The sequence below is a fragment of the Herbaspirillum sp. WGmk3 genome (assembly GCF_023952535.1).
Classification (GTDB): domain Bacteria; phylum Pseudomonadota; class Gammaproteobacteria; order Burkholderiales; family Burkholderiaceae_D; genus Herbaspirillum; species Herbaspirillum huttiense.
On record NZ_JAKYWT010000006.1, the window covers coordinates 195,050 to 220,555 of the forward strand.

The 25,506-nt window shown below is 58.2% G+C and carries 25 protein-coding genes and 1 pseudogene; 2 read left to right on the forward strand and 24 right to left on the reverse strand.

Features of this window, described 5'->3' with window-relative positions; all coding sequences use genetic code 11:
• Positions 1-12: 12 nt before the first annotated feature.
• Complete coding sequence (locus tag MKD49_RS22100; RefSeq protein ID WP_252697377.1) at positions 13-507, reverse strand: aspartyl/asparaginyl beta-hydroxylase domain-containing protein; 495 nt, start codon at positions 505-507, stop codon at positions 13-15.
• A gap of 70 nt (positions 508-577) precedes the next feature.
• Positions 578-1,033 (reverse strand): hypothetical protein, encoded by a 456-nt coding sequence (locus MKD49_RS22105; protein ID WP_209567833.1) that lies wholly within the window; start codon positions 1,031-1,033, stop codon positions 578-580.
• A gap of 166 nt (positions 1,034-1,199) precedes the next feature.
• Here MKD49_RS22105 and MKD49_RS22110 point away from each other — a divergent pair.
• Positions 1,200-1,531 (forward strand): annotated as a pseudogene (locus MKD49_RS22110) (transposase); the annotation flags it as partial.
• Here MKD49_RS22110 and MKD49_RS22115 read toward each other — a convergent pair.
• From MKD49_RS22115 to cdiI, 3 genes are all read right to left on the reverse strand, one after another.
• A complete protein-coding gene (locus MKD49_RS22115; protein WP_134137324.1) occupies positions 1,528-1,848 on the reverse strand; it encodes a hypothetical protein in 321 nt (106 codons plus the stop codon). The pseudogene MKD49_RS22110 and the gene MKD49_RS22115 overlap by 4 nt on opposite strands.
• A 277-nt stretch (positions 1,849-2,125) precedes the next feature.
• Positions 2,126-2,458, reverse strand: coding sequence for an Imm45 family immunity protein (gene imm45 / locus MKD49_RS22120; RefSeq protein ID WP_252697378.1), 333 nt, complete (start codon positions 2,456-2,458; stop codon positions 2,126-2,128).
• Positions 2,459-2,589: 131 nt separating this feature from the next.
• Entirely contained in the window at positions 2,590-2,925 is a 336-nt protein-coding gene (gene cdiI, locus MKD49_RS22125) for a ribonuclease toxin immunity protein CdiI (RefSeq protein ID WP_252697379.1), read from the reverse strand.
• A gap of 210 nt (positions 2,926-3,135) precedes the next feature.
• On the opposite strand from cdiI, the gene MKD49_RS22130 reads away from it, so the two are divergent.
• Positions 3,136-4,277, forward strand: a protein-coding gene (locus tag MKD49_RS22130; RefSeq protein WP_252697380.1) for an IS3 family transposase whose coding sequence is annotated in 2 segments (ribosomal slippage) — positions 3,136-3,388 and positions 3,388-4,277 — 1,143 coding nt in all. Because the reading frame shifts where the segments join, the coding sequence is not laid out codon by codon here.
• 196 nt (positions 4,278-4,473) lie between these two features.
• On the opposite strand, the gene MKD49_RS22135 is transcribed toward MKD49_RS22130, so the two are convergent.
• From MKD49_RS22135 to MKD49_RS22220, 19 genes are all read right to left on the reverse strand, one after another.
• Positions 4,474-4,713 carry a hypothetical protein gene (locus MKD49_RS22135; protein WP_252697381.1) on the reverse strand — a complete coding sequence of 80 codons (240 nt, stop codon included), beginning with the start codon at positions 4,711-4,713 and terminating at the stop codon, positions 4,474-4,476.
• A 158-nt stretch (positions 4,714-4,871) separates the two neighbouring features.
• Complete coding sequence (locus MKD49_RS22140; RefSeq protein WP_252697382.1) at positions 4,872-5,390, reverse strand: hypothetical protein; 519 nt, start codon at positions 5,388-5,390, stop codon at positions 4,872-4,874.
• A gap of 196 nt (positions 5,391-5,586) precedes the next feature.
• Positions 5,587-6,012 (reverse strand): hypothetical protein, encoded by a 426-nt coding sequence (locus tag MKD49_RS22145; RefSeq protein ID WP_252697383.1) that lies wholly within the window; start codon positions 6,010-6,012, stop codon positions 5,587-5,589.
• Positions 6,013-6,293: 281 nt separating this feature from the next.
• Complete coding sequence (locus MKD49_RS22150; protein WP_252697384.1) at positions 6,294-6,755, reverse strand: hypothetical protein; 462 nt, start codon at positions 6,753-6,755, stop codon at positions 6,294-6,296.
• Between the two features lie 41 nt (positions 6,756-6,796).
• The gene (locus MKD49_RS22155; protein ID WP_252697459.1) at positions 6,797-7,150 is read right to left on the reverse strand and encodes a hypothetical protein; all 354 of its coding nucleotides are present in this window, start codon (positions 7,148-7,150) and stop codon (positions 6,797-6,799) included.
• 595 nt (positions 7,151-7,745) lie between these two features.
• Positions 7,746-7,979: a hypothetical protein gene (locus MKD49_RS22160; RefSeq protein WP_252697385.1), complete on the reverse strand. Its 234-nt coding sequence runs from the start codon at positions 7,977-7,979 to the stop codon at positions 7,746-7,748.
• A complete protein-coding gene (locus MKD49_RS22165; protein ID WP_252697454.1) occupies positions 7,945-8,079 on the reverse strand; it encodes a hemagglutinin repeat-containing protein in 135 nt (44 codons plus the stop codon). The genes MKD49_RS22160 and MKD49_RS22165 overlap by 35 nt, the downstream gene beginning before the upstream one ends.
• A 53-nt stretch (positions 8,080-8,132) precedes the next feature.
• Positions 8,133-8,462, reverse strand: coding sequence for an Imm45 family immunity protein (gene imm45 / locus MKD49_RS26605; protein WP_371925503.1), 330 nt, complete (start codon positions 8,460-8,462; stop codon positions 8,133-8,135).
• A gap of 5 nt (positions 8,463-8,467) precedes the next feature.
• Positions 8,468-8,863 (reverse strand): hypothetical protein, encoded by a 396-nt coding sequence (locus MKD49_RS22170; protein WP_252697386.1) that lies wholly within the window; start codon positions 8,861-8,863, stop codon positions 8,468-8,470.
• Entirely contained in the window at positions 8,860-16,635 is a 7,776-nt protein-coding gene (locus MKD49_RS22175) for a hemagglutinin repeat-containing protein (RefSeq protein WP_252697387.1), read from the reverse strand. The genes MKD49_RS22170 and MKD49_RS22175 overlap by 4 nt, the downstream gene beginning before the upstream one ends.
• A gap of 3 nt (positions 16,636-16,638) precedes the next feature.
• Positions 16,639-17,196: a toxin-activating lysine-acyltransferase gene (locus tag MKD49_RS22180; protein ID WP_121044469.1), complete on the reverse strand. Its 558-nt coding sequence runs from the start codon at positions 17,194-17,196 to the stop codon at positions 16,639-16,641.
• Between the two features lie 5 nt (positions 17,197-17,201).
• Positions 17,202-18,953 carry a ShlB/FhaC/HecB family hemolysin secretion/activation protein gene (locus MKD49_RS22185; RefSeq protein WP_371925504.1) on the reverse strand — a complete coding sequence of 584 codons (1,752 nt, stop codon included), beginning with the start codon at positions 18,951-18,953 and terminating at the stop codon, positions 17,202-17,204.
• Between the two features lie 366 nt (positions 18,954-19,319).
• A complete protein-coding gene (locus MKD49_RS22190; RefSeq protein ID WP_204724938.1) occupies positions 19,320-20,285 on the reverse strand; it encodes an NAD-dependent epimerase/dehydratase family protein in 966 nt (321 codons plus the stop codon).
• Positions 20,282-21,265: a fumarylacetoacetate hydrolase family protein gene (locus MKD49_RS22195; protein ID WP_252697389.1), complete on the reverse strand. Its 984-nt coding sequence runs from the start codon at positions 21,263-21,265 to the stop codon at positions 20,282-20,284. Before MKD49_RS22195 ends, MKD49_RS22190 begins: the two co-directional genes overlap by 4 nt.
• A gap of 3 nt (positions 21,266-21,268) precedes the next feature.
• Positions 21,269-21,850, reverse strand: a complete 582-nt coding sequence (locus MKD49_RS22200; RefSeq protein WP_252697455.1) for a cupin domain-containing protein — start codon at positions 21,848-21,850, stop codon at positions 21,269-21,271.
• Between the two features lie 93 nt (positions 21,851-21,943).
• Complete coding sequence (locus tag MKD49_RS22205; RefSeq protein ID WP_034331966.1) at positions 21,944-22,759, reverse strand: cyclase family protein; 816 nt, start codon at positions 22,757-22,759, stop codon at positions 21,944-21,946.
• Positions 22,756-23,910, reverse strand: a complete 1,155-nt coding sequence (locus tag MKD49_RS22210; protein WP_039787995.1) for an MFS transporter — start codon at positions 23,908-23,910, stop codon at positions 22,756-22,758. Before MKD49_RS22210 ends, MKD49_RS22205 begins: the two co-directional genes overlap by 4 nt.
• A 78-nt stretch (positions 23,911-23,988) precedes the next feature.
• Positions 23,989-25,119: an FAD-dependent oxidoreductase gene (locus MKD49_RS22215; RefSeq protein WP_252697390.1), complete on the reverse strand. Its 1,131-nt coding sequence runs from the start codon at positions 25,117-25,119 to the stop codon at positions 23,989-23,991.
• Positions 25,116-25,487 carry a Rieske (2Fe-2S) protein gene (locus MKD49_RS22220; RefSeq protein WP_252697391.1) on the reverse strand — a complete coding sequence of 124 codons (372 nt, stop codon included), beginning with the start codon at positions 25,485-25,487 and terminating at the stop codon, positions 25,116-25,118. The genes MKD49_RS22215 and MKD49_RS22220 overlap by 4 nt, the downstream gene beginning before the upstream one ends.
• Positions 25,488-25,506: the final 19 nt, after the last annotated feature.

Sequence of the window (25,506 nt, forward strand, 5' to 3'; positions counted from 1 at the left end):
GGATGCTTGCGCTCAAGGGCTGTGGCCGTCTTTCCAGACATCGACGATGAGCACGACGCGGTCGCTGTCATCCTGATTGGCGGCGGCGTGGATCCGCAGATCATCGAACACCACGATCTTGCCTTCGCGCGCCACGTGGCGTTGTCCTTCCACTTCCAGCCAGGCACCCGGTGGGCAGATCAGGCCCAGGTGTACGCGCAAGACTCCCTCGACGGCTCCCCGGTGCGGCAGGATCATCGCGCCCGGCCGCAGCACGGAAAACCCGGCCATGAAGAGCCCGGGAATCTGGCGCACGATCGCGTGCGTAACGGGGCACAGCATTTCGCCGGGCATGCGCTGGTCGGGGTAATGCACGCCGAGCACATCCCAGAGGCCGTTGTGCAGATCTTTTTCCGGCCACTCGACGACGCGATGTGCGGCTTGCAGGTATTCGTCGCGGATGCTTTGCCAGTGTTCTTCGAGAGGGCGCAGGTGCGGGTGGGATGCGATGTACTGGAAGGGTGGCATGAGGGGGAAATGGACGGGTGTTGATTCGCGATCTGGGTGGGGTGAAGCGGATTCGTCGTGCAGGGATTGATCAGTCTGTTGAATCTCGGGGCAAGCGTCGCCTCTGCTTTTTGGACAGCTTCACCGGCGGGTAGAGCGCCTCAACGCGTGCGATTTCTGCCAGTTCCTCGGGGGTGTGGAAAGAAACTGGCTCTGCCCATTCACCATCCCGGATGATCGGAAACCAGCCGGGATAGCTCGTCTCAAAAAAGGATAGGTCAAGGATGTTGTAATTGTCCTTATCGATTCGCCGCAACGTCACCATCGCAAAGCCATAGTGCGTATAGGCGCCTCCCCCGCCTGCGGGTGCACGCTGATCAATCTTCTCCGAATCCCAGTCATGAATGAAGCCTGTGGCTTCCGGCAACGGGTCGTGAAACGACAGTTCGAGCTTGCCGCCGCCCTTTTTGCAGAAGCAGGGGATATTCGGCTGGCGCAGCATCGATTCAGTGTTGAGGTTGTCAGGGAGGAGGATGGTGAGATACATGGTCTTTACCTGCAAGGACATGGCAAAACATCAGCCGCCATCAATACGGCCGATGATCTTCTGCTTTAGGTTATAACGACGAATTCCGCTCAGGCATCAGGGTCACTGCGTAGACGCGCATATCGTCTGAAAACTCGAATCGTACAAGATGGTCCGGCATCTCGTAGCGCATCCGGCCGAATTGGACGTTCACTGCATCTGCGACAACTACGCAACTCACAGCCACCCGAAAATCAAGACCTGGCTAGCCATCAGACCACGCTGGCATATGCATTTCATCCCGATATACAGTTCGTGGCTTAATCAAGTCGAACGGTTTTTCTCGCTAATCACCGATAAGGCCATCCGCCGCAGATCCTTCACCAGCGCCAAGCAACTCGTGCAGCGTATCGCCCCCTACAACGCGAATTGCCAGCCGTTCAAGTGGACCGCTACCGCAGACTCGATCCTCGAAAAGCTCCATCGACTTGCTCACGTATCAGCGGGACAGGACACTAGTCTCTGCGAAACGGATCAAATAAGATGCTTTTTCCTAACGACTTAGCATCGCGGATTACTTGCACCATTGAGTTAATTTGATCAGTGATGGATCGATCAGTAGCCGGAACATTCTGCAATTCTTGAATAAGCAATTCAAGCTGAGTATCAGAAAACAAATCGTAGTCGTCAAAACTTAGTTGAGAAAGGACTGGGAAACTTCCACTTTCCAATCGAAAAAAAAATTTCGCCAAGTCGATTGGTATCTCAAGTTTCCTGAGGCATCCATCTTGACCTGTAGCGGCTAGCCATTTATCCCAAATAATTAGGTAATACATATTTAAAAGGTCTTTCCTGGGAATACAGAGCCATGCCGACTTGGAGTCCAGCAACTGCGACGAGCCGTTGCCCCGGAAGCGTCATAGCGACGATCATTCGCACTGAAGGTGTGGCTGTTGACGTAGGTGTAGCTGGCCGAACCGGTCGGGACCACGTGCTGGCGGACCAGCGGACCGGTGTTGTTGAGGTTGGTGCCGTAATTTCCCACTTTTCATGACGAACACGGGATTACCCCAGCAATTTGCAATGTTAAGAATTGCATTTTTAAGCCCAAACTCACTCAGGATCTTGAGCCTCGTAGCGTGGAAGAAAAAAAACATCTTGTACCGAGCATTGCGGATAAACCCATTTCCCCCAATTTTCGATCAGCCATTTTCTCGATAGAGTGTTCCCTGTAGGAGAACCTGAATCTAGGGGAAGTCGCACCAGAACCAAGCCGGCCTTCACGCCAGACGAAACGACTAAAGCATGTCTAGTCCTGTCATCCGCCATGTCCACCAACATGAAATCGACAAATTCTTCGTAAGGCCATACTCCTTTAACCCGAAAAATTGCACCATGCATGATGTACTCACAGTCTTCCAACGTAACTAATTTTTTCCACGCCATTATTTAATCCTCAAGTCGTGTCCGCCACTGGATTAACCGGTGGCTACAAAATTCGTCTCAGGTCAGGTCTGCTTAGCGCTATTTCATGCACCACGTCGGACGCAGCAGCAGATGGCTTGCCATTCCCCTGATCACCCTTGAAGAATAGAAGTAACCTCATCCTTCTCTTCCGGATGCAGTTGCATATATCTCTCGCAAGCTCGCCCGAGAAATTCTGCGAACTCCTCATCCGTTAGCTGTATTTCATTGTCACCGAAACCGATTTTTACACCTAAAAAATGATACTCAGGATCTGGATCGCTTAAATCGGAGAAAAAGCAATAATCGTAGTTGACTGCGCACCCTCTTCTATCAACCATTAGGCGTAACGCCCACAAGAAACGATTTTGAGATTCAAGTGAATTGAAAAAAACCTTGACAATCCAATCTGGATCAATTTTATAGTTTATGTTTTCGAATATCTTCATAGCATATTATTTATTGAGGATGGAAGTTAGTGACCAGACCAGTTTTCAAATCAATATAGACTCGAAATAGGATTCCACCTGCCTTCGCGTCAAAGCCGCGTTGTGAACTACTTATAGCATCAGCATAGCCCTGACCCTACCCCAATAAATAGTACCGCTTAGAAATAGAAATTCCGGCATGCTTTTGATCTCAAAAAGAGGAGTCATGCCATGAAGAGAAGCAAATTTACCGAACAACAGATTGCCTACGCATTGAAGCAGGCCGAGTTGGGAACGCCGGTAGAAGAGGTGTGCAGGAAGATGGGAATTTCGGATGCGACCTTCTACAACTGGAAGAAGAAATACGGTGGATTGGGGCCGTCAGAAGTACGACGGCCAAAACAGCTGGAAGAAGAGAATACCAAACTCAAAAAGCTGGTAGCAGACCTGTCTCTGGACAAAGCCATGCTTCAGGATGTACTGGCAAAAAAGCTCTGAAGCCTTCTCGCAAGCGACTGCTGATTGAAGAGTTGCGTAACCGATACCAGGCAAGCCTGACGCAAACCTGTGCCTTGTTCAAGATGTCGCGTTCGCTGTATGCGTATCAGTCCAAGGCACGTGACGCCACGCCATTGGTCATGCGCATCAAGGAAATCACTGCCACACGTGTTCATTACGGATATCGCCGTGTACACGTGATGCTAAAGCGGGAAGGCTGGCCGGACAACCATAAGCGGGTTTATCGCCTTTATCAGGCAGAGGGCTTGTCTTTGCGCCTGAAACGGCCTAAGAGGAACAAGTCGGCCAGGCTGCGTCAGCCCAAGCAGATCGCTACTGCCATCAACCAGATTTGGAGCATGGATTTCGTTGCCGATGCGTTGTTCGACGGTCGGCGCTTGCGCGCACTGACGGTCGTGGACAACTACACGCGAGAAAGCCTGGCCATCGATGTGGGCCAAAATCTCAAGGGAGATGATGTGGTCAATACGCTGAACAGAATCGCAACCTATCGGGGACTGCCAACGACGATCAAGGTCGACAATGGCAGCGAGTTCATTTCCAAGGTCATGGATAGATGGGCCTATGAGCGTGGAGTGGAACTGGACTTCAGTAGGCCAGGCAAGCCGACGGACAACGCCAAGGTCGAGAGCTTCAATGGCCGATTCAGGCAGGAGTGCCTCAATGCACATTGGTTCCTGTCTTTGGATGATGCGAAGACCAAGATTGAGGAATGGCGGCAGTACTATAATGAAGCCCGTCCTCACTCTGCATTGCAGTGGGCCACGCCATCCGAATTCGCCCGACAGGCAAGGGAAAGGGCTGAATCGGACATATCTATGAAGCCGGAAATTTCTACTTTAGACCGGTACTAATTCTGGGGTACGGTCAGAAGCCGGAAATTTCTACTTTAGACCGGTACTAATTCTGGGGTACGGTCACTCCAACACTCAAACATATCTGGTGCGTGCCGAATATTATTCTTCGCCAAATTGCTTCTTTGTCCAGCGCTCACGTGCGGTAATCACGTCCTTGTAGCCGCTCAATACTAAAGTGGCATTCGTGCTTTAATCACTCGATCTGATTCAATGTGTAGCGAGACCAACCGAAACTTTCAATCTCCGCCGAATTTGCGCGACGAATTTTCGCTCCTTCGAAACCATGATGACTTCGAACATCAATCTCCTCTGGCTTGCGCCAAGCTGACTCGCACTCTTCGCAGAGGAGGAAAAGCTCACCTGCATCGTGATTCAGCGTAATGAACAAACGCCCTTGATCACAAATGGGGCAGGTGCCATGCCAGTATTCCATACTCTATATCTGCTTTTTCAAAAAACATCGGTTGAGCAATTGATGTATAGCCCGCCAGCAAGATGATATGTCTTACTCGATCTCTAGCTTACTTCCAAACCTCTCGTCGGTTGCTTATAGCAACCTCCAGCACCTCATATCTATGACATCCTCGCGACTTAAACTAGTCCGTATTCGCGAAGCTCCCTCTCGGTAGCAAATTCGTATTCCCGCTTGCCGCCAGTATCTTGTGCGGCATCAAAATACCAGCCAAATCCGCATGTCTTGCATAGAAGCAGAAGTTTTCCATCGCATTTATTCTTGAAGACCGCAATGGAATAACCGTTACATCTTGGGCACTCACCATCGACTTCAGGCATAAGCAATGCTTCTAATGAATCGCGAATGAACATCGCTACAAAGGCGAGATCTTTCAGACTCAGTTTGCTCACTGTCCTTCTAAAATGCTCTAACTCTCTCCCCCGTAATGAAGATTTCGATACCGGATAATCTTCCAATTTGAACTGAGAAAATTTATCAAGACCATAGTCGCTGAAAGGCGGGCTCATCATTTTCTCCTGATGACTTTCAATCCATCTCAACAGAACCGTTAGCGTCGCCTGAGGCTCCGCCTTGTCCGACAAGGCTTCCACTTTCTGCTGTAGATCTCTCAAATCACTATTTGTTAAAGCCTTCATCAACTATTTGCTTTCACGAAGGGCATATACGCACGATCCGGAATGGTGATGCCGACATACAGGAGTTCGAGCCAGCGATGTTGTCGACTACACAGGCAGCAGCAAGGACCAGCGAATGGTCTTTTCAAAATTATCGAACATCACTTTTTATCAAATTAATGTCTGATAAGTTACACGTTCTTCGCTTTTTTAAATTTCATGGTTCCTTTTTTTGGGGCGCTTCCTCCAACAGACGTAACAGGCGTCTCTTCTTTTTTGATAGTTTTAATGGAGGCAGCATAGAATCGATCTTTTCGATTTCATCGAGCTCTTCCTGAGAGTATCTACACACAGGATGAGACCACACCTCATTCTCAATTATGGGAAACCATCCGGGATAGCTAGCTTGGAAAAACGACAGATCAACAATCTTGTAAATATCATTTTCTTCTCGTCGAATTGTGACTGTTCCAAAGCAATAATACAGATAGGCTCCCCCTCCTCCTGCGAGAGCTCTCTCGTTAATTTTTCCAGTATCCCAATCGTGAACAATCCCTGCTGCTTCGGGCAAAGGATCTAAAAAGCATAATTCAAATACCCCGCCTTTTATCTTGCAAAGGCAAGGTACGTGGGATAGCTTCAACAAGCTCTCCGCGCGGAGACTACCAGGAAGACGAATTACCAAATACATTCTCAACCTCCACTGCCTCTTAGATAAATCGCCTCTGCGCCGAAATTTTAATAAATGGGTACTCAACCTTCTTTGGAAATGAAGAATTTCCTAAGAGAAAAAAACAAATATAAATTCCCTCACGAAATCGTATTGAACGAATTGCTATCCTGGTCGACAAGAACATTCAAAAAAATTAACGGCGACTTTTAAACCGGCCGAAAAACTAGTTCGCTTACCTGTTCAGCGTTGCCTCAGACTGATAAAAAAGTTAGATGCGACAATTTCTTATCGTTTGTAAATTCCATATGCAAAGCATAGCCATCAAACACGTACTTAATCCAAGAGGAAACGTACCCAAGTAAAGGATCAGTTGTACCGCCTCCAGTTATATCCGGCTCACCCCAATGAGCAATAACATCCTCAAAACTCCAATTCACGCTTTTTTTCCCGCAGACTTCGCCATCGTAAGCTTTGTAACTATCATTACTCTCAAGAAAAAGGGCCAGATAACAAAGCTTTTCATGGCGAATACCGCACTCAATACCAGCATCGTGAAATTGATAGTATTTAGTATGATTAAGATTATCTCCATACTCCGGTGGCGTCTCGGAGATCGTAACTGAACCATCGATTTTCCTGAGCAAATCCATAACCTCGGGAGCAGTTTCCGCATGTCCCATACAGCCGATAATTTGGTCCCATGGCAAGGTCACTTAATCACTCCTGCCTTCCTATTATTTAAATAATCTCTTTATCAAATTAACTTAAGAATTTTTAGATCATGTTCGAATATCTCTGCCTCTTCTAAAGGCAAATCAGAGAGCATATTCTGCAGACCATTTTCGACAATCAAATCAGCAATCAATGCTCGGTTACGTTCTGCAAATTCCACATGCCAACCTCCTGACAAAATCAGGAGAATGACTCGCCACATCAAATCCTCTATGGGACGTTCAAACCCCTCCTCAAAACTATAATCAACCCTCGCGATCACTTGCTCGTGTGACCACTGGCCTACCAACCCGCTATCTCTACAAAAATCGAAATATGAGTCAAGCGCCCATAATTTTAGTGCCTGATAAGTTACACGTTCTTCGCTTTTATACATCTCACGGTTCCTTTTTGTAGGACCAATCGAGGCATCCCGCAGCCAGCGCCTGACCTTGGCCGCTGTGAACCCTTCTCCGTCGTCCGACCGAACAAAGAGTGGCTTTCAATGCAACCCTTCATGATCATTGAATGTCGCTCAGCTGTTGATTTTCTCGCAGAATTGACCCTCTCCAATTGACCCACCTTCCACTGCCATCCAAAGGAAGCTACACGGTCGTACCATCCCTCATATCCCAGTTCTTTCAGCTCCAGGAACATCTGTTTCAGGGTTCGTCTTTGCTTTCGAGATTTGGCTGCTTCAGCGGTTAGCCATGTGGATAACCGAGGTACGAATTCATCGAGCGAACTTGATGATTGCCTTGTGTGATAGGACGGTTCAACTGCTTCCGATCGAATGTATCTTCAAACTGTGTTGCGGGAAATGTCGAGCCTGCAGGCGATCTCTCGAATTGAGATGCGATCTCTGATGTACCAGCGTCGAGTAATTCCAAGTAGGGCCACGTCTATCACTCCGTTCTCCCGCTCGCTGTCATGAGCAGGATTGTGGTCTAAACATGGGTCGACTTAGGGTGCAAATTTCCTGAAAAAGTGGGTCAGTTTTCAGTGCAATTCAACAGTTTGATCTTTTGAATCTCAGGAGGACTCGCCTGCCGATTATTCAAATCAACGTTGTAAGCACTAACCGCGCCAGCGCCTCCTTCCACTGCAGTACCAATTGCCGAGGCCGCCGCAAGCGACACAGCGCTTTCCACCGCTGCAGGCAATCCTAACTTTTTGATCTGTTCAGCAATATCAGGCATCAGCGCTGAACTTGCAGCCACGCCCATCCATCACCACTTGCTTGCCGCTGACCACCGCACCTCTGAGCGTGGTATCCGTACCTGATGCAATGGTGAGCTTGTTGCCCGCATCAACGTGTGTATTGATCTGCGTGACGTCACTGCCGTCTCCACGTCCAGGCCATTGAGCTGCTGGTTAGATCATCGGCCACAAGATTCAACCTCGTACCGCCTGGCAACTAGAACATCTTCTATCGCACATTGTGGATAGACCCATTCATCCCATTTCCTAATTAACCAATCTTTCGAGATAGCACGGCCACCGCAGTCAGCCTCCGGAGGTAACTTTATCAAAACTCGCCCTGCTTTCATCCCAGTGCAAACGATGAGTGCGTGCGTACTGCTCTCACTAGGGAGATAAAGCAACATAAAATCGACAATTTCCTCGTACGGCCATTCCGCCTTTACTCGAAAAACCGACCCCGCAGCAATCTCATCTTCTTCTCCTGTTAGCAAATTTTGCCAGTTCATTGTTTTCAAAAGCCAGTAACACCGTAATGGTCGGGGAAATCGTAGTTTTCAGGAATTTCTGGCCAAATAAATCTGGCATCCCTGAACAAGACTTTATCAATTTCATCCTCGATATTTTCAAAGAGATTCATTAACTTGTGGGCATACAACCTAGCCCCTAGCAAAGCAGCAAAGGCTGCCAAATCATCTTTTTCGATCTTTGCTCTTTTAGATAGGCTGAATAAGAAAATTAGTCTATCCAAATACTTACCGAACTGTTGATCAAGCGATATTCCATAGTCAAGAGCCCAGCTGCTTTGTTTACCACTCTCAGCCATCATTTCTTCCTTTGATAAACCTATATCTTTGGCCAGCGAGGTAAACAGCTCCTGCACTACATCCAAATTTTCTTCTTTTTTCATTTCAGCCTTCTTCCTTGTTTAATTGCCGCACTAGTTTTTTCCTTATTCGTTGTTCCGTCCAAATTTAGAACGACCTGGAATTTCCCATTCTTGTCGAAAACTTCGAGATGATCCTTATGCTTCCCATCCAGATACAACTGATCACCCTTCTGAATTTTGTCTCCTATATTACGCTCAGCGACGTATACACTTTGCCCGTCGTAACGGGTATTCGATTTTCTACTGCCAGCACGTATTTCAGACCCAAAGTCGGAGTTCTCAAAAAACTCTTTCATATTAGCCACGCTTCCCGAGTTTGGCGTATAAGAGGCCTTTGCACGGCTAACGGCAATCCTCTCGCGGAGGGAACTCAACGAGCTGACAACCACCGCAGGATTATCAATCGTAGTCGCCAACTCGACGAGCAAATGATCAACTAGAGAAGCCTGCGCCCCCAGCGCCTCCAACCGGGAGAATTGCGCAACCAAATCATTCTCCTGCTCCGCTAGCAACTGCTTGACATACGCCTTTTGCTCATCGGTCTTGGCATAAGCCATTGCCAATCCAATGTAGGGATACGCAGATTCACCCGCACGAATCTTATCTTGGCACGACAAGAGCGTTGCGCCATCACCGGAGCAGGCGCTTTTCAGTACCGCATTGAACTGAAGCTTTTGTTCCTCAGTTTTCTCTTTGAGTTCTTCAAAACACGATGAACTGGTAGAGGCAGAACAACGCCGCATACCAATGACGAGCTGACGAACATTGCTCGCCAAAGCATTATTTTCTGTCTCCAACTGCGCCGCCAAAGTTGCATTGGCTGCCTCGCCACTTCCTGCGGCTGTCGCAATCCCTCCCACAATAGTTGTGACAAGATTCTTCCGAGCCTCCTTCTCTTCGTTACTAAAACCATCAACAGAACCAAGAAGGTTATTGATGACAGCACCCGCTGAAGCGCCGAGCGCACCCGATGCGCAACTTGCATCCTTGGCCATTGCACCCGCGCAAGCGAGCACTCCGTGTAAGGCCGCACGGGCTGCATCACTATCCAGTCCATCGGCGATCCTCTTGACCTGCTCTGCGCCAAGCCCCTGCAAATAATTGACCGCCGCCGCTTGGACGAACTGTGAAGTTGAGGCTGTGAGGTTCCCAGTCAAGGCACCAGAAATCGCAGTGATGTATTTCCGGTAGTCCCCCTTGCTTGACCATTGATCAGCCTCCAAATACTGATCAGCGAGACTGCGCAAGAGTGCGTCATCGCGTTGATCTATGGGCTTGGATCGCTCCGCATCCATCGCAGCATCCAGCTTTGCCTTGGCTGCATCAGCTTCTTTGGCACGGTTTTCTAGGAATGTCCCCAGCTCCCGCGTAAACGCTCCAGCAATCGCAGTTCTATTCTCAATCTCTTCCTTGTCAAAAATCGGTTTGAGCGAATTGCTTCCATCCTTGTCGCTGCTCACATCGCGATTCACAGAGGCCACAGTCTGCGCCGCCGTCTGTCCCGTCAGCTCCTGCTGCTTCTGCTCATCCGAGATCGTGATCAGACCACCGCTGATACCGCTGCGAGTCGTACTGGACGCACTACCGCTCGCTCCCGTAACGACCGGCGGCGTGGCGGAGAAACCACCCTCTTTTCCAGTCGTCGGCAAATCCGCCCCAGGTACTCGCGCTCCACCCGTCTGGGCATTCCCTTTCTGATCACGACCGACCGGGTTGGCTTTGCCAGTGCTGTAGCCAATACCGATCCCCACACCCTGCGCGTCATACTCAGCCGTATTCTTGATATCGCTCTGTGTCAACGTCCGGGTGCTCAAGCTGTTCTTGTTGTCAGCGGCCGCCTTGTCAGAGCTGGCAATCACCGCGCCCTTCAGATCAGTGTTGCCCCTTACATTGATCTGGAAGCCGCCGTCACCTGCCTTCACACCCGACTGCTCCATCACGCTGGCATAGTTGCTGTTGGTGCTGGACTTGCTGTAGTTGATGCTACCGCTCATCTGCCCCATGCCCACCGAGATGCTGCCGCCCAGACTCTGCTGATTGCTCTTGTAGGTGCTGGTGTCTTGCAGGCTCTCGATATTCAGATTGCCTCTTCCGCTGGTGCCCACATCCATCACTACCTGCTTGCCACTGACAACGCCCCCCTTGATCGTGGTGTCCGTACCAGAAACGATGGTGAGCTTGTTGCCCGCGCCTACATGCGTGTTGACCTGCGTCACATCACTGCCATCACCGTGACCGCGACTTCCCGATGCGCTGGCTGTAAACAACAAGCCGCTGGTTCCAATCGAGACACCGATGGCACCCGACATGCCCTTGTTCGTACTATGTTGTTCGGTCGTGCTCTGTGCGGCTTCCAGCCTGACTTCGTTGTCTGCCTTCAGCGTGGCATTGACACCTGCCTTGATATCACTCCCTTGCACAACGATGTTGCTGGCAACGCCGCCGCCCGTGGCGGTGAGGTTGACGTTGCCACCTGCCGCGACGGTCGAACCGCGTGCAGTGCTGGCACTGGATTGAGCATGGCTTTCGTTCTTGCTCGCACCCAGGCTGATGGACAGGTTGATACCGCCTACCTTGTCAGCTGCATTCGCATCCCGGCTCTTGAGCGTGCCGTCCGGGTTCTCGCCTGTGACGATCTGACCATCCTTCTGATCGATGATGTTGCCTTGCGCATCCTTGGTGTAGATCGTCTGTCCCTGTCCGGCCTTGATGGCGTCATAGGCATTCGACGCGGCCAGTCCTCCCGTGACACCAGCCAGGGCCTGCATCCGTCCATCGGTGGTTTTTTCGGCCGCCTTCTTCATCTGCTGCACCGTCTGAATCGCCGACAACACCGGACTGGTAATCTGCAAGGTCAAGCCGCTCTGCTTGAACACCACATCCTGCGTATTCCGCTCGCTGTCCGTCGCCGCCAGAATGCTGATCTGCCGCGCCAGGATATCGATGTCCCCCTTGGGAGCCATCACATTGCTGCCGACCTGCTTGTAGCCACTCCCCGCGCTGATGGCCACATTGCCCTCGGTACTGCCCACCGTGGACGACACCGCCGTGCTGCTGACGGTGCGATTCTTGTTGTCCATCTCCTGTTTGCCGATGGTCACCCCGAAGCCCCCGCCGCTGAAGAGACCGCTGGTCACTTCATTGCGCACGTGCGTGCTGTCGGACTTGTCGCTGGCCGCTACGATATTCACATCCCCCGCCGCCGCAATCTGCGTGCCGCGCGTGGAGACCACGTTGCTGCCCGTGACGTTCACATCCTTGCCCGCCGCCACGCTGACCGTATTGCCGGAAACGGTACTGCCCGAGGCTTGCGACTGGTCCACCTGATCGCGCGTGGTCACCGTCTTCTTTGACAGCCACCCGCTGCTACCGCTGGTCTGGTGCCCTTCATCGACCTGCTGCCGCGATTCGGCAGTGCCGAGATTGACGTTGTTGGCCGCTGCCAGATTGATGGCCCCCTTGTCGCTGGTGGCGTTCACCCCCCGCGCATTGATGTCGTTGCCCGCCATCACCCGCACATCGCCGGCGGCAGCAATGGTGCTGCCGACCTCGCTGCTCATCGCTTCCTTGCGATAGTTGTTGGCATCCCAGCGCAGTGATTGGGTGGATTTCTCGGTCACCGTGTCCAGGTTGACGTTATTGCCTGCTGCCAGCGTGGTACTGCCACCCTCGCCGCTGTTGGCAATCTGCGCGCCCTTGGCATTGATGTCTCGAGCCGCCGTGGCCGTGAGCGTGCCGCCAGGATTGGTGACGTACAGGGCTGCCACCCGTTCCACGCTGGTGCGGGTCGCCTGCTCGGTGGCGGTGTCGCGCGTGGTCGTCACCAGGTTCAGGTCGCGCCCGGCGCTCACGCTGAGCTTGTCGCCGGCATCGATGGTGCCGCCGATGTTGTTCACATCCAGCGCCGCCACTACCGTTGCGTCCTTGGCGGTGAGACGGCCGCCATTGTTGTTGATGGTCGCCGCATCCAGTGTCAGCAGGTCGCGGCCGGCAATGGTGCCGCTGTTGTTGGCACTGTCGCTGATCTTGAGATTGATGCTGTCGGCCGCCAACAGCGCACCGTGGCCGTTGATGTCGCCGTCTTTCAGGCGCACGTAGAGTTGCGGCACCAGCGCTCTGGTCGTGCTGCCATCCGGCAGGACCACGTCCTTCTCCACCAGCAGCACCACGTCGGCGGTGAGCGCAGCGATCTGGGCGGCGCTCAGTTCCACGCCGACCTTGAGGTTGTACTGCCTGGCCACGGTCACCCCCGCTTCCAGCAAGGCGCGGTATTGCGCCTCATCGGTGCTGTAGCCGTCGAGGAAGCGGCGGCCGGTCAGTTCGGCCACCTGTTCGCGTACCAGCTTCTGTTCATAGAAGCCATCGCCCAGGCGCTTCTGCGTCAGGGTCGGGTCCACGTTCAGCTGCTGCAGCATGTAGTCCGACGAGAGCCAGGTGCGATAGTTGGTGAAGCGCGGATCGCTTTGCACCAGATAGTGCAGGGCCGGGTTGGTGTTGATCGAGAACAGGCTGTTGTCGGGCAGGCGGATCGCGCCTCCGCCACCAATGGCCAGCGCCACGCCCGGCACACGCACGCCATTCGTCATGGCGGCGTTGTTCAGCCGGCCGACCTGGGTACCACTGCCGGCCACGGCCGTGTTCTGCTGGTAGACCGTGGGGGTGAGGCTGATCGCCTGCACGATCTGGCCCGGATAGTAGCCCGTGCTGGAGACGCCTTGTTCGTCGCGGCCTTTTTTCTCGATGTTGTAGAAGTGGAAGGCGGTGCCGCTGTCAGTGATGATGCGCTGGCCCGGCACTTCCGTATTGTTGAGCGTGCCGATGGCACCGGTCAGGGTGCCGCCGGCGATGATCTGGCTCTTGTCGTTGTTCAGGACGTCAGCACGGATGCGCAGGCCCTGCCCCGACCAGATCCGCGCCGGATCGCTCTGGCTGACGCGGCTTTCCTGGATGACGCGGGTGTAGTCATAACGGTTGAAGTCATTGCCCAGCTTTACCGACGGGTTGCCGTTGGCGTCGCGCAGCCACATGTCGTCGGCTTCATCGTTGATGATGGCGACCTGGCTGTTGTCATAGCGCGTGGCTGATCCGGAATACTGGAACTCGCGCTTCTGCTCGCGCGAGACCTCCACCACCTCGGTGCTGAAATGTTCATTGGTGTTGTTGATGGTACGCGCAGACAGGTCCAGTGCGCCCTGTGCTTCGATGGTGGCACTGTTGTTGTTGACCGTTCCCGCCTGGCCCGTAGCCCGGTTGCCGGCATCCAGCGCGCCGCCGATGGCCATGTCGCCCCCGGCGAAGAGCATGGCGTGTTCGCGGTTGTTGACGTTTTCTGCACCGATGTCGAGACGGTCACGGGCGGCGATCACCGGCGCGGATGTGACGCCATTGACGGTTTCAGCTTCGTTGTCCACGGTGGTGGCAGCGATGGCGACGTGGTCACCGAAGATGCGTCCGGTTCCCAGGTTGCGCAGGGTCTGGGTGACGATCACCGTCTCCTGCGCGTCGATGAGGCCGCGATTGAGCAACGTGTGGGCATCAGTGGCATTGAGCTGCAGGCGATTGCCGACCAGCGTGCCGCCCGCACCGTTCATGATGGTAGGGGCCTTGATCCTGAGCAGCGTTGCCGCCTGCATCAGCCCATCGTTGGCAAGCGTGCCGCCACTGTCGATATCGATACTGCCATTGCTGCGCACCGTGCCGCTGTTGCTGAAGCCTCCGGTCAGTTTGACGGTCGTGGCCTGCTGGCTCAATACCTGGCCATCACCGCCCAATGCAGCCGCATCGATGCTGGTGGTGCCGGCATCGAGCTTGCCGCCGGTATTGGTGATGGCGAGGCTGCGGCTGTTGTTGAGCGCACCGTTGCCGCTGGCGCTGTCGGCATTGCGGTCGGCGATGCGCAGTGCGCCGCCGGCCGAGACGGTGCCGGCACTGTTGTCGAGGCTGCCGCTGGCGCTGACGGTGGTGCTGTCATTGGCGAGGATGGCACCGCGCGTATTGTCGATGCGATCGGCATCGATGCTGATGCGGGTGGCACGCAGGCCCTGGCTGGTGCCGCCGGTGTCAGTGTTGGAAAGGCCGGCCGCCTTGATGTCCAAGGCGTTGGCGGTTTCGATCAGGCCGCCATCATTGCGCACGCTGAGGCGGCGTGCCGGGGGCGCATCCACGCGATCCTGAATGCTCACGCCCGCACTGGCAGAAATTGCGCCGGCACTGTTGTCCACGGACGTGGCGGCACGGATGGCGAGCGCTTCCTCGGCACGCAGCTTGCCACGGCGGTTGTCGATCACGTCTGCATCAAGCGTGAGGCGCTTGCCGAGCAGGCCTTGCGAAGCGCCGCTCGTCCCCGTATTGCTGATGCTGGCGGCCTGTACCTGCAATGTCGCATTGGTCTGGATCTGGCCGCCCGTATTGGTGAGTGCCAGATTGCTGCCGCTGATGGAGAGGTCACCGGCGGCGGAGATCACGCCGCCGCTGTTGTCCAGGCTGCGTTCGGTGCGCAGGGTCTGGCTCTGGCTGGCCAGCATGCTGCCGCGCTGGTTGTCGAGCGACTGTGCCTGCACGCTGATGGTCGCGCCATGGAGACCCTGGTCGCTGGCACCGGTGTCGCGGTTGTCAATGCTGGCGGCCTGCAGGCGCAGGTTGGCGCTGGTATCGAGCAGGCCGGCCCGGTTGTCCAGGGCACCGCTGCCCAGTGTCACGTCGAGATCGCTGGTGGCCTGCAGTTTGCCGCCACGGTTGTCCAGGCTGGTGGCCGCAATGCTGGCGGTTTGCGTGGACTGGATCTTGCCGGTGTTTTCGATATGGCCGGCGGCGCTGATGCGCACCTCGCCCGCGGCTGCGCCGATGGTGCCGGCATTGCGTACGCCCACACCGGCTTCGGTGCCGACCAGCACGATCTTGTTGGCATACATCCCGCCCAGTTGCGCCACGTCGATGGAGAGTGAGGGCGTGTCACCTTCGCCGTCGAGTTTCTCGACGACCTGGTTGTCTGCATTGACGCGGTTGGCCCCGGTGGTGATGCGCAGGTCGCGGCTCCAGAGGCCGGCGTTGATGCGGACGGCGCGCGCGATGATGTGGGTGTAGTCGGACTGGCTGCTGTCCAGTCCCGCGCCTTGCACCGTGACCGTGCCGCGCCGGACCACGAACCCGTCCAGATTGCCATTGTTCATGATGGCCGTGCCGGTCGTCAGCGTGGTGCGGCTGGCATTGATGAAACCGCAGCCATCGCAGGTCACGCCAGACGGATTGGCGATGATGACCTGCGCACGGTCGCCAGCCACTTCGACGTATCCGCGCAGGAAACTGGGATTGGCCGAATTGACCTCGTTGAGGATCACCCCGGCAGTGCCGGTGGCCAGGTTGGGATTGCGCTGGATCCAGCCGCCCAGTCTGGTTTGCACGTCATTGCGGGCATTGTTGAGGATGGCCCCCGGCTTGTTGACGTCGAACTGGCTGTACGTATTGCGCGACACGCCTGCCGCGCTGGGCGTGGTGATGTTGACCTGCGGCAGGCCGTTGGCGGTGGTCACCACCACGGCCTGTTGCGAGCGCGGTGCCGACGGATCGGCCACGATCTGGGCCTGCGCGGCAGGGAGCGTCAGCAGTTGCGCGCCGGCCAGCACCAGCACCGCGAAGGCCAGCGGCTGCAGGCGCGCAGCGTTGAGCGGCGGCACGGCACTGGTGGCCATGCCGTCCGCACCGGGTGCCGCGCCATGGCTGCGGCCCAGTTCCGACACGGCCATGAGCAGGCCGCGAGTCTTGTTGAAGATGACGCGATAACAGAGCTTGTTCATGGTTCAGGCAGAGAGGGCAAGAGGATCGGCGGCGCTGGCAATGGCAGGCGTGGCAGGCGGATGCAACGCGAACCAGGCGCGCGCCTCGCGCGGATGAACGGCCATGCCGTGCAGCTCCATGATGCGCATGCCGCGCTCCGCGCCACGGTGGTAGAGGGTGCGCATGATGCGGGTGGCCATCAGGCGCTTGCGTACCAGCTGCATCATCAGGTTGGTGTGGCCGAAGGGCGCAATCCAGTCGAGGATCCACAGGCGCTCGCCGCTGCTCCAGTCTTCCTGCCGCATCTGTTCCGGCGAGTGCTGCAGGTAGCGCGCTTCCGCCGCCTCGTCGAGATCGGCCCAGCTCATGTAGAACACCGGCTGGCCGCGCTCGGAGACCAGCACGAAGCGGCCTTCCTTGATCGCCGGCAGCAGCAGCGTGGAGAGCGTATGCAGCGGCACATTGCGGTGACGCGCTGAATGCAGCCACAGCCAGGCCGCCGAGCCGAAGGCGGTGGCTTCGTTGAATTCGCCCGCCAGCAGGCGCGGCGCGAGGATCTCGAAACGGGGAGCGGGTGTCATGAGCATCAGTAGGACCAGGTGAGGGAGAAGCCGGCCGTGAGGCGGGCCGTCTCAAGACGTTCAGGTTTGGAAACCGGTGTGCCGGCGAAGGCTTCCCACGACAGGCTCTTGTAGCCGCCGCGCAGGCCCGCTACCGCGCCCGCCAGGTGCTTGCCAACCAGCAGTTGCGCCGAGGGCCCGGCGACTTCGCCGTAGTCGAGGCCGATGAAGAATTCCTGGCCGCTGCTGCCCAGTGCGGCCGCCAGCTCATTGCGCACGAACCAGCCGTGATCGGCCAGCAGGGTCATCTCGCCATCGAAGCCGCGCACGGTATAACGGCCGCCGATGGAGAAGCGTTCCTGCGGTGCCAGGGCGGTGCCATTCCATTGGCCGCGTGCGGCCAGCGTGTAGCGCAGTGCCTGTCGTCCCCATGGCGCATCGAGGCTGAAGGGCTGGCTCAGGTTGAGGTCGAGCGTGGCCAGCGAGAAGCGCGCGCTGCCTTCGCCGAAGACGTCTTCCGGTGCCGGCAAGGCCGAGAATGCGCCGGTGCCGCGCCGGTAGGCCAGGTTCAGGTCGAGCGCGCCATCGGCGATGAATTCACGATGCGCCACGCCCAGCTCCCAGCCTGCAGTGCGGCGGCGCTGGACCTCGATCTCGGTATCGTTGACGAAATTGCTGGCACGTCGCAGGAAGGCCTTGGCCGAGACCGAGGTCTTGCGCGAGGCATCGCGATAGACCATGCGGGCGAGCTTGATTTCGCTGGTCTCGCTCTGGCCGCGATAGAGATAGGTCTGCGTCAGGCCGGCGATGGTCTGGTGGTAGTCGCTGCTGCTGGTGGTGAAGCCCAAGTTCCAGTAGCCGAAGGGCAGCGAGTAATGCACGGTGCTGCCGCGCGATCCGCGCGGGCCGGCATGGCCGCCACCCAGATCATGGTTGACGCTGACGTAGAACAGGTCATTGAGGGTCCACCAATTGTCATAGGACAGGGTAATGCTGCCTTGGTACTTGCCGGTGGCATCGGAGCCGCTGTCGTCGACCGAGACCGCCAGCCGCAAGGGAAAGGCCTGGCGGTAGCTGATGACCAGATCGCTCTGGCCGGGCAGTGCGCCTTCGCCCTGCGCAGGTTCAAGCTTGATGTCGGCTTCGGCGGTGGGGACCCGCTTGAAATTTTCCAGGCCCTGTTCGATGTCGCGCAGGTTGAGCAGCTCACCGGGATGGACCGGCAAGGCATTCCATTGCGTGCCGCGTGGATCGGCATCGGCGGCGAAGCGTATCTGCCGCACGCGGCCCGGCAACAAGGTCAGCATCAGCACGCCGCTGTTGAGATCCTGCGGCTCGGCCAGCACCCGCGTGGTGATGTAGCCGCGCGCGACGATGGCGTTTTGCAGGCGTGTCATCAGGGCATTGATGCCTTGCACGCCCAGGCAGCGCCCGTCCACTGAGGCCTCGTCCCCGAGCAGCCAATCGAAACGCGCTGCCTCCTCACCCCGCAGTTCTACGCGCCGGATCGGATAGCACGGTGTCTCCTGCGCAGGCAGCGGCAGTGCGGGCGCGGCCGGCTCTGCGGGCAGGCGGACGTCCGGTGTGGTTTCCTGCTGGCGGCGCAGTGCGCGTTCGCGCTGCTGCTCGCGCTGATACTGCTGCGTGGCCGGATCGGTCTGTGCCTGCGCGTAGTGCGCCAGGCCCCACTGGCCAAGACTGAAAGCGAAGGACAAAGCGGTGGCCAGCCTGCGTGGGCGCGAAGGGCCCCGCAAGACTCCCTGAGGATCTTGTTTCATGATTTTTAGTTGTGGTTCGGGCGGTGCTGAACGGGTGCGGACCTGTCACCCCTGATGGTCCGTCTGCCTGTTTGCGGCGACATTTCCGCAAGGAAAATATGCCGAGCGGCAATTTTACCCAACTTTACAGTCTCGCCAAACAAGAATTCGTTCGGCTGTTGCAAATCATGTTAATTGATGCAAAGTCACCAATAGTCCCTGAGATGTGAACTCAATGAATCTGTATGGCAACGAAAACGGACTGATTGTCCTCAACGGATCAGCGGGGAGCTATATGCCCTGAGGGCAGGAAGGAGGGCCGGCGTGCAAATAATTCAGCGCAGCACAAATGCCGGGACGCGCAGCAAAACTGCGCGTCCGGAGAGATCAGGAATGGAGAGACAAGGCGCGCCGTACCAGTTCGGCAGGCGAACCATCATCACGCAAGCCAAGTCGGCGCGCGATGCGGTCATCAAGTACGGGATAGCGGCCAAACACCGCCTCCACCGGCTCTTGCGGGGCATAGCGCACAAGCGCAGGACCATCCACGCGATACAAGGCCGAGAGCGTTGCGACCACTTCCTGCATGGATAGCCGCAATACGGGCAAGGCCCAGGTGCGTTCCATGTGGCCCTCGGTATCCAGCATCGGATCCATGACCGCCGCATGCAGCAAGTTCTCCGCACAACGTTGTGCCGACATCCACCACGCAGTGGCCTGCGGTCCGACCGGCAGCGTCACGGGTTCGCCCGCTGCCAGCGCATGCAGCAGCTCGCTCATGAAGGCCGAGACCAATCCAGAGGCAGCACGCGGACGCGCCACGATGCCCGGCAGGCGCAGCGAACGCCCATCAAGCACACCACGGCGCGTGGCATCGGCCAGCAGGATTTCGCAAGCCCGTTTGTGCGCGCCATAAATCAGCGCCGGACGCGTGGGCGTGGCCGGCGTGACCGGGTCCGGCAGGGGCGTGCCATATACCGCGATGGTGCTGGCATACACCACCACCGGCGGCGCACTCCCCCTTGCCCTGCCTTCGGCCAGCAAGTTGAACAGATCCAGCGTGGCATCCAGATTGACGCGGCGGCTCAAGGCCGGATCGGCTTCGGCCGCACCGCCCGGCACCGCTGCCAGATGAAAGCAGAGATCGGCACCGAACCGTGCCAGGCGTGACTGCACCTGGGCATCCTGCAATTCACCCTCGATGCATTCGACGGACTCGGGCAGCAAAGGCAAGGTGCGATCCATCGCCGCCAGCCGCGTAATACGCTGTTGGCCGACCTGCCCCACCTGCTGCAGCAGCTGCAGCAGGATCGCGCCGATGAAGCCGCCCGCGCCGGTGACCAGGACCCTCATGCTGCCTGCACCACGCGTTGCTGAACGATACCGAAGGGACCGGGACGGCCATCCTCGTAATGCGCCTGCATGCGCACCTCATCACCGAAGTGCATGAAGCCGGTACGGATCTCGCCGTGATCGATCTTCTCGATCACGCGCCGCTCGGCGATGCAGGCTGAACCGGCCGCGCGCGCCACATTGGAGACCGTACCCGAGCCAATGATGCAGCCCGCGGTGAGGCGGCGGCTGTGCGCCGCATGCGCGATCAGCTGTCCGAAGGAAAAATTCATTTCACCGCCGTGCGGTTCGCCAAAGCGCGCGCCATTCCACTGCACCTGCAAGCGCATCTGCACGCGGCCATCGTGCCATGCATCGCCCAGTTCATCGGGAGTGACGGCAATCGGGGCAAAGGCCGTCGAGGGCTTGGCCTGCAGGAAGCCGAAACCGGTCTTCATCTCATGCGGGCCGAGTGCGCGCAGGCTCCAGTCATTGAGCTGCACGACCAGGCGCACGGCCTGCAGGGCTTCGTCCGGTGTCGCACCCATGGCGACCGGCCCGACCACCACCCCGAACTCGCCTTCGAAATCGATGCCTTCGGCTTCCGAACGCAGCGGCACGTCCTGATGCGGTCCGAGGAAATCATCGCTGGCCCCCTGGTACATCACGGGCACCGTATCGAAATACGGAATCGGCGGTGTCTTGAAGGCTTCTTCCATCAAACGTCCGTGATTGAGGAAGGCGGACGCGTCCAGCCATTGCGGTGCACGCGGCAGCGGTGCCATGCACAGCTGCGCATCGAAGGCGATGGCACCATCGGCACGGCCTTCATTGAGGGCCTGATAGCGCTCGGCCAGGGCGGGTGTGACCTCGTCCCAGCGCGCCAGCGCATCGATCAGGGTGCGCGCAATCCGCGGCACCGGCAAGGCGGTGGCGGCATTGCGCGCGACCAGTACCAGCGCGCCATCAGGCGTGCCGTCGCGCAGGGTGGCGAACTTCATGGCTTACGCTCCCTTGGCGAGTTGGGCGGCAATGGCCGGGTCGTACTGGCCATCGACCAGGATGAACAGCATGCGGCAAGGCTTGCCCGAACGATTGGCCCAGGCGTGGTTGGTGCCGCGCTGTACGACCACGCTGCCGGGCTTCAGGGCGACCTCGCCTCGGTCCAGCACCAATGTCATCTCGCCTTCGATGACGATGCCGTAGTCCACCGATTCCGTGCGATGCATCAGCGGATGGGGCGAATCGGTCTGCACGGTGGAGGCGGCGGCTTCGCCGATCTGGCTGAAGGCCTCGTGCATCTTGCTGCTGGCGCTGGCGAGGAATTCCTCGGTATCGGGCGGGATGTCGACGAAGCGCATGCGTGTACCGCGCTCCGGGGGCGACAGCACCAATGCACCCAGGCTGGGATCCGGGCCATTGTCCACGCGCGCGGGCGTGGCGCTGGTGCTCCAGACTTCATGGAACAGCGTACCGGGAATGGCGGCCACTTCGACCACGGTCGGCAGCGGACCGTCGCTGCTGATGATGGATCGGCCTTGCGCATCGTGGCCGGTGACCACGCGGTGTATCGGGGGGAAGGACATCATGGGCTCCATTGAATCGCTTGAATCGCTTGAATCGCTTGTATTGCTTGTATTGCTTGAATCTGCTGATGGCTGTCCGTGCGGCGGCGGGTATCAGGTTTCGTCGAAGATCGCGACCGCGCGCGTCCAGCCGGCACTGGCCCCACGGATCTTGTGCGGGAAGCAGCTGATGGTGAAACCGTGCGCCGGCAAGGCTTCGAGGTTGTGCAGTTTTTCCAGGTGGCAGTAACCGATGTCGCGGCCGGCCTTGTGGCCTTCCCAGATCAGGGACTTGTCGCCGGTCTCGGCTACCCGTTGCGCGGTATAGGAGAACGGTGCGTCCCAGCTCCAGGCATCGGTGCCGGTCAGGCGCACGCCGCGTTCGAGCAAGTACATGGTGGCTTCGTAACCCATGCCGCAGCCGGCACCGAGATAGTCACGGTGACCGTAGCGCGAGCCGGCGCGGGTATTGACCACGACGATGTCGAGTGGCTGCAGCACGTGGCCGATGCGCTTGAGTTCGGCTTCCACATCGGCGGCGGTGGCGACGTAGCCATCGGGGAAGTGACGGAAGTCCAGTTTCACGCCCGCCTGGAAGCACCATTCCAGCGGCACTTCATCGATGGTGATGGAGGGGCGCGCGCCGCCATTCTTTGCGTCTTGCGTGGAATGGAAATGCCACGGTGCATCCAGATGCGTGCCGTTGTGCGTGGTCAGCGTGACCCATTCGGCCGCTGCGGCCTCGCCATCGGGATAATCCTCGGGCTGCGTGCCGGGCAGCATGGCCATGAATTCGGGCAGGGTATCGGCATGCTTCTGGTAAGTGATCTTCGGGGCCAGCGGGGGCGGGTCGGAGAGCACGTCGTTTTCAAGATAGATGGACAGGTCGACGAAACGATGACGGCGACGCGTCTGCAGGGATGCGGTCATGCCAGAGCCTCTTGAGGTTGAACGGCGACTGCACGCGGCAGCCGCGAGAAACAGATCGATGCCCCCACGCCCAGCACCACCGCCACCGGACCCAGGCTGCCATAGCCCCAGCCCTGCACCAGCGTGCCGCCGAGGATGGGGCCGATGGCCGCCCCCGTCATCAGCATGGCGGGCGTGGCAGCCATGGCGCGGCCGCTGCGGTCCAGACGGGCCATGAGGCCGAAGGCGAAGGTATGCGTGAAGATCATCACGGCAGCAAACACGGAGGCCGCTGCCGCATAAGGTGCAAAACGCAACGAACTCATGATCACCACCACCAGCAGCGCCTGCACCAGCGGACCGGCCATCAGCACGCTGCGGGCGGGCAGCCGTTTCTCCAGCAGAGCGGCCAGCGGTGCGGGCAGCAGGTTGACGAAGCCCAGCGCGATGAGCACACCGGTGACCGCTTCCAGCCCGAAGCCGCGATCACTGCCCACACGTTCCAGGAAACTGAAGGTCATCGATTGCACCAGCCCCATGCAGGCGATGCCGGCAATGCCGTACCAGACCTGGCGCGGCACCGGCTCGCGCGGCTTGGCGACACGCGGCAGGCCATCCGTCTCCGGACGGGGAAACGCCAGGGCACACGCCAGCGCACCCATGGCCATCACCCCCGCGAAGAGATAGAACAAGGCAGGACCACCCACGCTGGCGATGATCGGCGGCGCACTGCCCAGGAACAGGATGGCAAACACGCCCAGCGCGATACCCACCAGCGCAAAGCCGCGATGCGGATTGCTGCCGCGCGCGATGGTGCCATGCGTGACACTGAGCGAGAGCCCGGTGGTGATGCCGCACGCCGCATGCAGCAAGGCCAGCAGCAGGTAGTGCTGGGTCTGCGCCGCCACGGCGAACAACAGGGCCGAGAGGCCGAAACCGATGGCCGCCTTCCAGCGTGCCGTCTCGGGATCGAAACGGGGGGCCAGCACGGCACTGGCCAGCACCGCGCCGCCCAGGAAGAGCGAGGCCAAGAGGCCAGCCTGGCGGGCATCGAAGTGGTAATGCGCCACCAGCGTGCCGACCCAGACCGGCAGCGCCACCAGGTCGATCATGCCGGCGCAGTGCGCCAGCATCAGCGCAGCCAGGGCGCGCTTGGAATAGGTCGTGATCATCTTGTCTCCTCGCGTCGTACGCAGGTTGCTGAAGCGTTAAGCGTTAATCGTTTATATTTTTTATATTGATGAGAAAAATCAGATCGGCTGGACCAGCGCCGCGTGCGATTCGCGCATGATGCGCGAGTGCTCGTCCTTGTCGCCGCCCCCGACCTCGATCTCGCCCAGCCGGGCCGAGTTCTCCACCACCATGCGGCAACGTTCCCAACGGCGTTCCTCGAAGGCCGACAAGGCCAGCGCTACGTTGCCGTTGCGCGCCAGTTCGTCGGCCAGCACCAGCGCATCCTCGATGCCGATGCAGGCACCGGAGGCCAGGTGCGGCGTGGTGGCATGCACCGCATCACCGATCAGCACGACGCGGCCCTGATACCACGGACGCGGCAGCAGCAAGCCTTCCAGCGGGCGGAAGATGATGCGGGCGTTGTCGTCGAGCTGGTCGCGGATGGTCTTCAACACAGGGGCGCTGAAGTCTTCCAGCAGGCCGCGCAAGCGCGCCACGAAGGTGGCCGGATCGACGTGGTCGTTGACCGGGCGCGGCTCGGTGACGAAGAGGTACATCTCGTCTTTCGACACCGGATTGACGCCGGGCTTGATTTGCGGCCCCATCCACATGGTGCAGGTGGTGATCTCCGCCGGACGCGGCAGGATGGCGCGCCACACGGCCTGGCCGCTGTAGCGCGGCTTGGGTGCGTTGGGGAAAAGATGGGCACGCAGTTTGGAATAGAGGCCATCGGCACCGATCACCAGGTCATAGCGGCGGGTCTGGCCATCGGTGAAGTCGACCTCGACCTCGTCGCCGATCTCGCGCAGCGCCGTGAAAGTGCAGCCCAGGCGCACGTCGGTACCCGAGGCGCGGGCGGCATCGGCCAGGATGCGCGCCAGTACCGGACGCAGGATGGCACCGCCGCCGGGTACGTCGGGCGAGGCCAGGCGAGGGGTGGGCAGCTCGGCGATCTGCGGGCCGTGCGGCAGGCACAGGCGCACCCCATCACCGGCCGCGCCTTCGCGCAGGAAGGCATCGAGCACCCCGAGTTGCTTGAGCGCACGCAGCGTGGCCGGGCCGAGGCTGATGCCGGCACCATAGTTGCGCCACTGGGGATCGAGTTCCACCAGGTCGACCTGGGCGCCACGGCGGCGCAGGTCAATGGCGGCCGATGCGCCGGAAAAACCGCCGCCGATGATGAGGATGCGTTGGGCTGCGAGTGTCATGGTGTCTCCTGAATCTTTTTCTTGATGAGTGGATCGTCTTCGCCGGTGGCCAGGTGCAGGCCGCCGTCGTCATCGATGCGCAGCGCCACCGGTGTGAGCGAGTCGCCCAGGCAAGGACCGAGCGTGCACACGCCGGTGAGCGGATCGAACAATGCGCCATGGGCGGCACAGACCACGTGCTGCCCGCTGGCATCGAGATAGGCATCGCGCCGCCATGGCAGCGGTGTGCCGTGGTGCGGGCAGCTGTCTTGCCAGGCCCGCACCTGGTCGCCCCGGCGCAGCAGGAAGATGGTGGCCTGCCCTGCCCCGCGGGTATCGAAACCGCGTGCGCCGTCCTCAGGCAATTGCGTGACATGGCACAGGTACATGGCTGTCTCTCCCGCTATG

Bases quoted from the DNA above. Each gene is read 5' to 3' on its own strand.
- MKD49_RS22100 (WP_252697377.1), bottom strand. From the start codon at position 507: ATGCCACCCTTCCAGTACATCGCATCCCACCCGCACCTGCGCCCTCTC.
- MKD49_RS22105 (WP_209567833.1), bottom strand. From the start codon at position 1,033: ATGTATCTCACCATCCTCCTCCCTGACAACCTCAACACTGAATCGATG.
- MKD49_RS22115 (WP_134137324.1), bottom strand. From the start codon at position 1,848: ATGTATTACCTAATTATTTGGGATAAATGGCTAGCCGCTACAGGTCAA.
- imm45 (WP_252697378.1), bottom strand. From the start codon at position 2,458: ATGGCGTGGAAAAAATTAGTTACGTTGGAAGACTGTGAGTACATCATG.
- cdiI (WP_252697379.1), bottom strand. From the start codon at position 2,925: ATGAAGATATTCGAAAACATAAACTATAAAATTGATCCAGATTGGATT.
- MKD49_RS22135 (WP_252697381.1), bottom strand. From the start codon at position 4,713: ATGGAATACTGGCATGGCACCTGCCCCATTTGTGATCAAGGGCGTTTG.
- MKD49_RS22140 (WP_252697382.1), bottom strand. From the start codon at position 5,390: ATGAAGGCTTTAACAAATAGTGATTTGAGAGATCTACAGCAGAAAGTG.
- MKD49_RS22155 (WP_252697459.1), bottom strand. From the start codon at position 7,150: ATGTATAAAAGCGAAGAACGTGTAACTTATCAGGCACTAAAATTATGG.
- MKD49_RS22160 (WP_252697385.1), bottom strand. From the start codon at position 7,979: ATGGGCGTGGCTGCAAGTTCAGCGCTGATGCCTGATATTGCTGAACAG.
- imm45 (WP_371925503.1), bottom strand. From the start codon at position 8,462: ATGAACTGGCAAAATTTGCTAACAGGAGAAGAAGATGAGATTGCTGCG.
- MKD49_RS22170 (WP_252697386.1), bottom strand. From the start codon at position 8,863: ATGAAAAAAGAAGAAAATTTGGATGTAGTGCAGGAGCTGTTTACCTCG.
- MKD49_RS22175 (WP_252697387.1), bottom strand. From the start codon at position 16,635: ATGAACAAGCTCTGTTATCGCGTCATCTTCAACAAGACTCGCGGCCTG.
- MKD49_RS22180 (WP_121044469.1), bottom strand. From the start codon at position 17,196: ATGACACCCGCTCCCCGTTTCGAGATCCTCGCGCCGCGCCTGCTGGCG.
- MKD49_RS22185 (WP_371925504.1), bottom strand. From the start codon at position 18,953: ATGAAACAAGATCCTCAGGGAGTCTTGCGGGGCCCTTCGCGCCCACGC.
- MKD49_RS22190 (WP_204724938.1), bottom strand. From the start codon at position 20,285: ATGAGGGTCCTGGTCACCGGCGCGGGCGGCTTCATCGGCGCGATCCTG.
- MKD49_RS22195 (WP_252697389.1), bottom strand. From the start codon at position 21,265: ATGAAGTTCGCCACCCTGCGCGACGGCACGCCTGATGGCGCGCTGGTA.
- MKD49_RS22200 (WP_252697455.1), bottom strand. From the start codon at position 21,850: ATGTCCTTCCCCCCGATACACCGCGTGGTCACCGGCCACGATGCGCAA.
- MKD49_RS22205 (WP_034331966.1), bottom strand. From the start codon at position 22,759: ATGACCGCATCCCTGCAGACGCGTCGCCGTCATCGTTTCGTCGACCTG.
- MKD49_RS22210 (WP_039787995.1), bottom strand. From the start codon at position 23,910: ATGATCACGACCTATTCCAAGCGCGCCCTGGCTGCGCTGATGCTGGCG.
- MKD49_RS22215 (WP_252697390.1), bottom strand. From the start codon at position 25,119: ATGACACTCGCAGCCCAACGCATCCTCATCATCGGCGGCGGTTTTTCC.
- MKD49_RS22220 (WP_252697391.1), bottom strand. From the start codon at position 25,487: ATGTACCTGTGCCATGTCACGCAATTGCCTGAGGACGGCGCACGCGGT.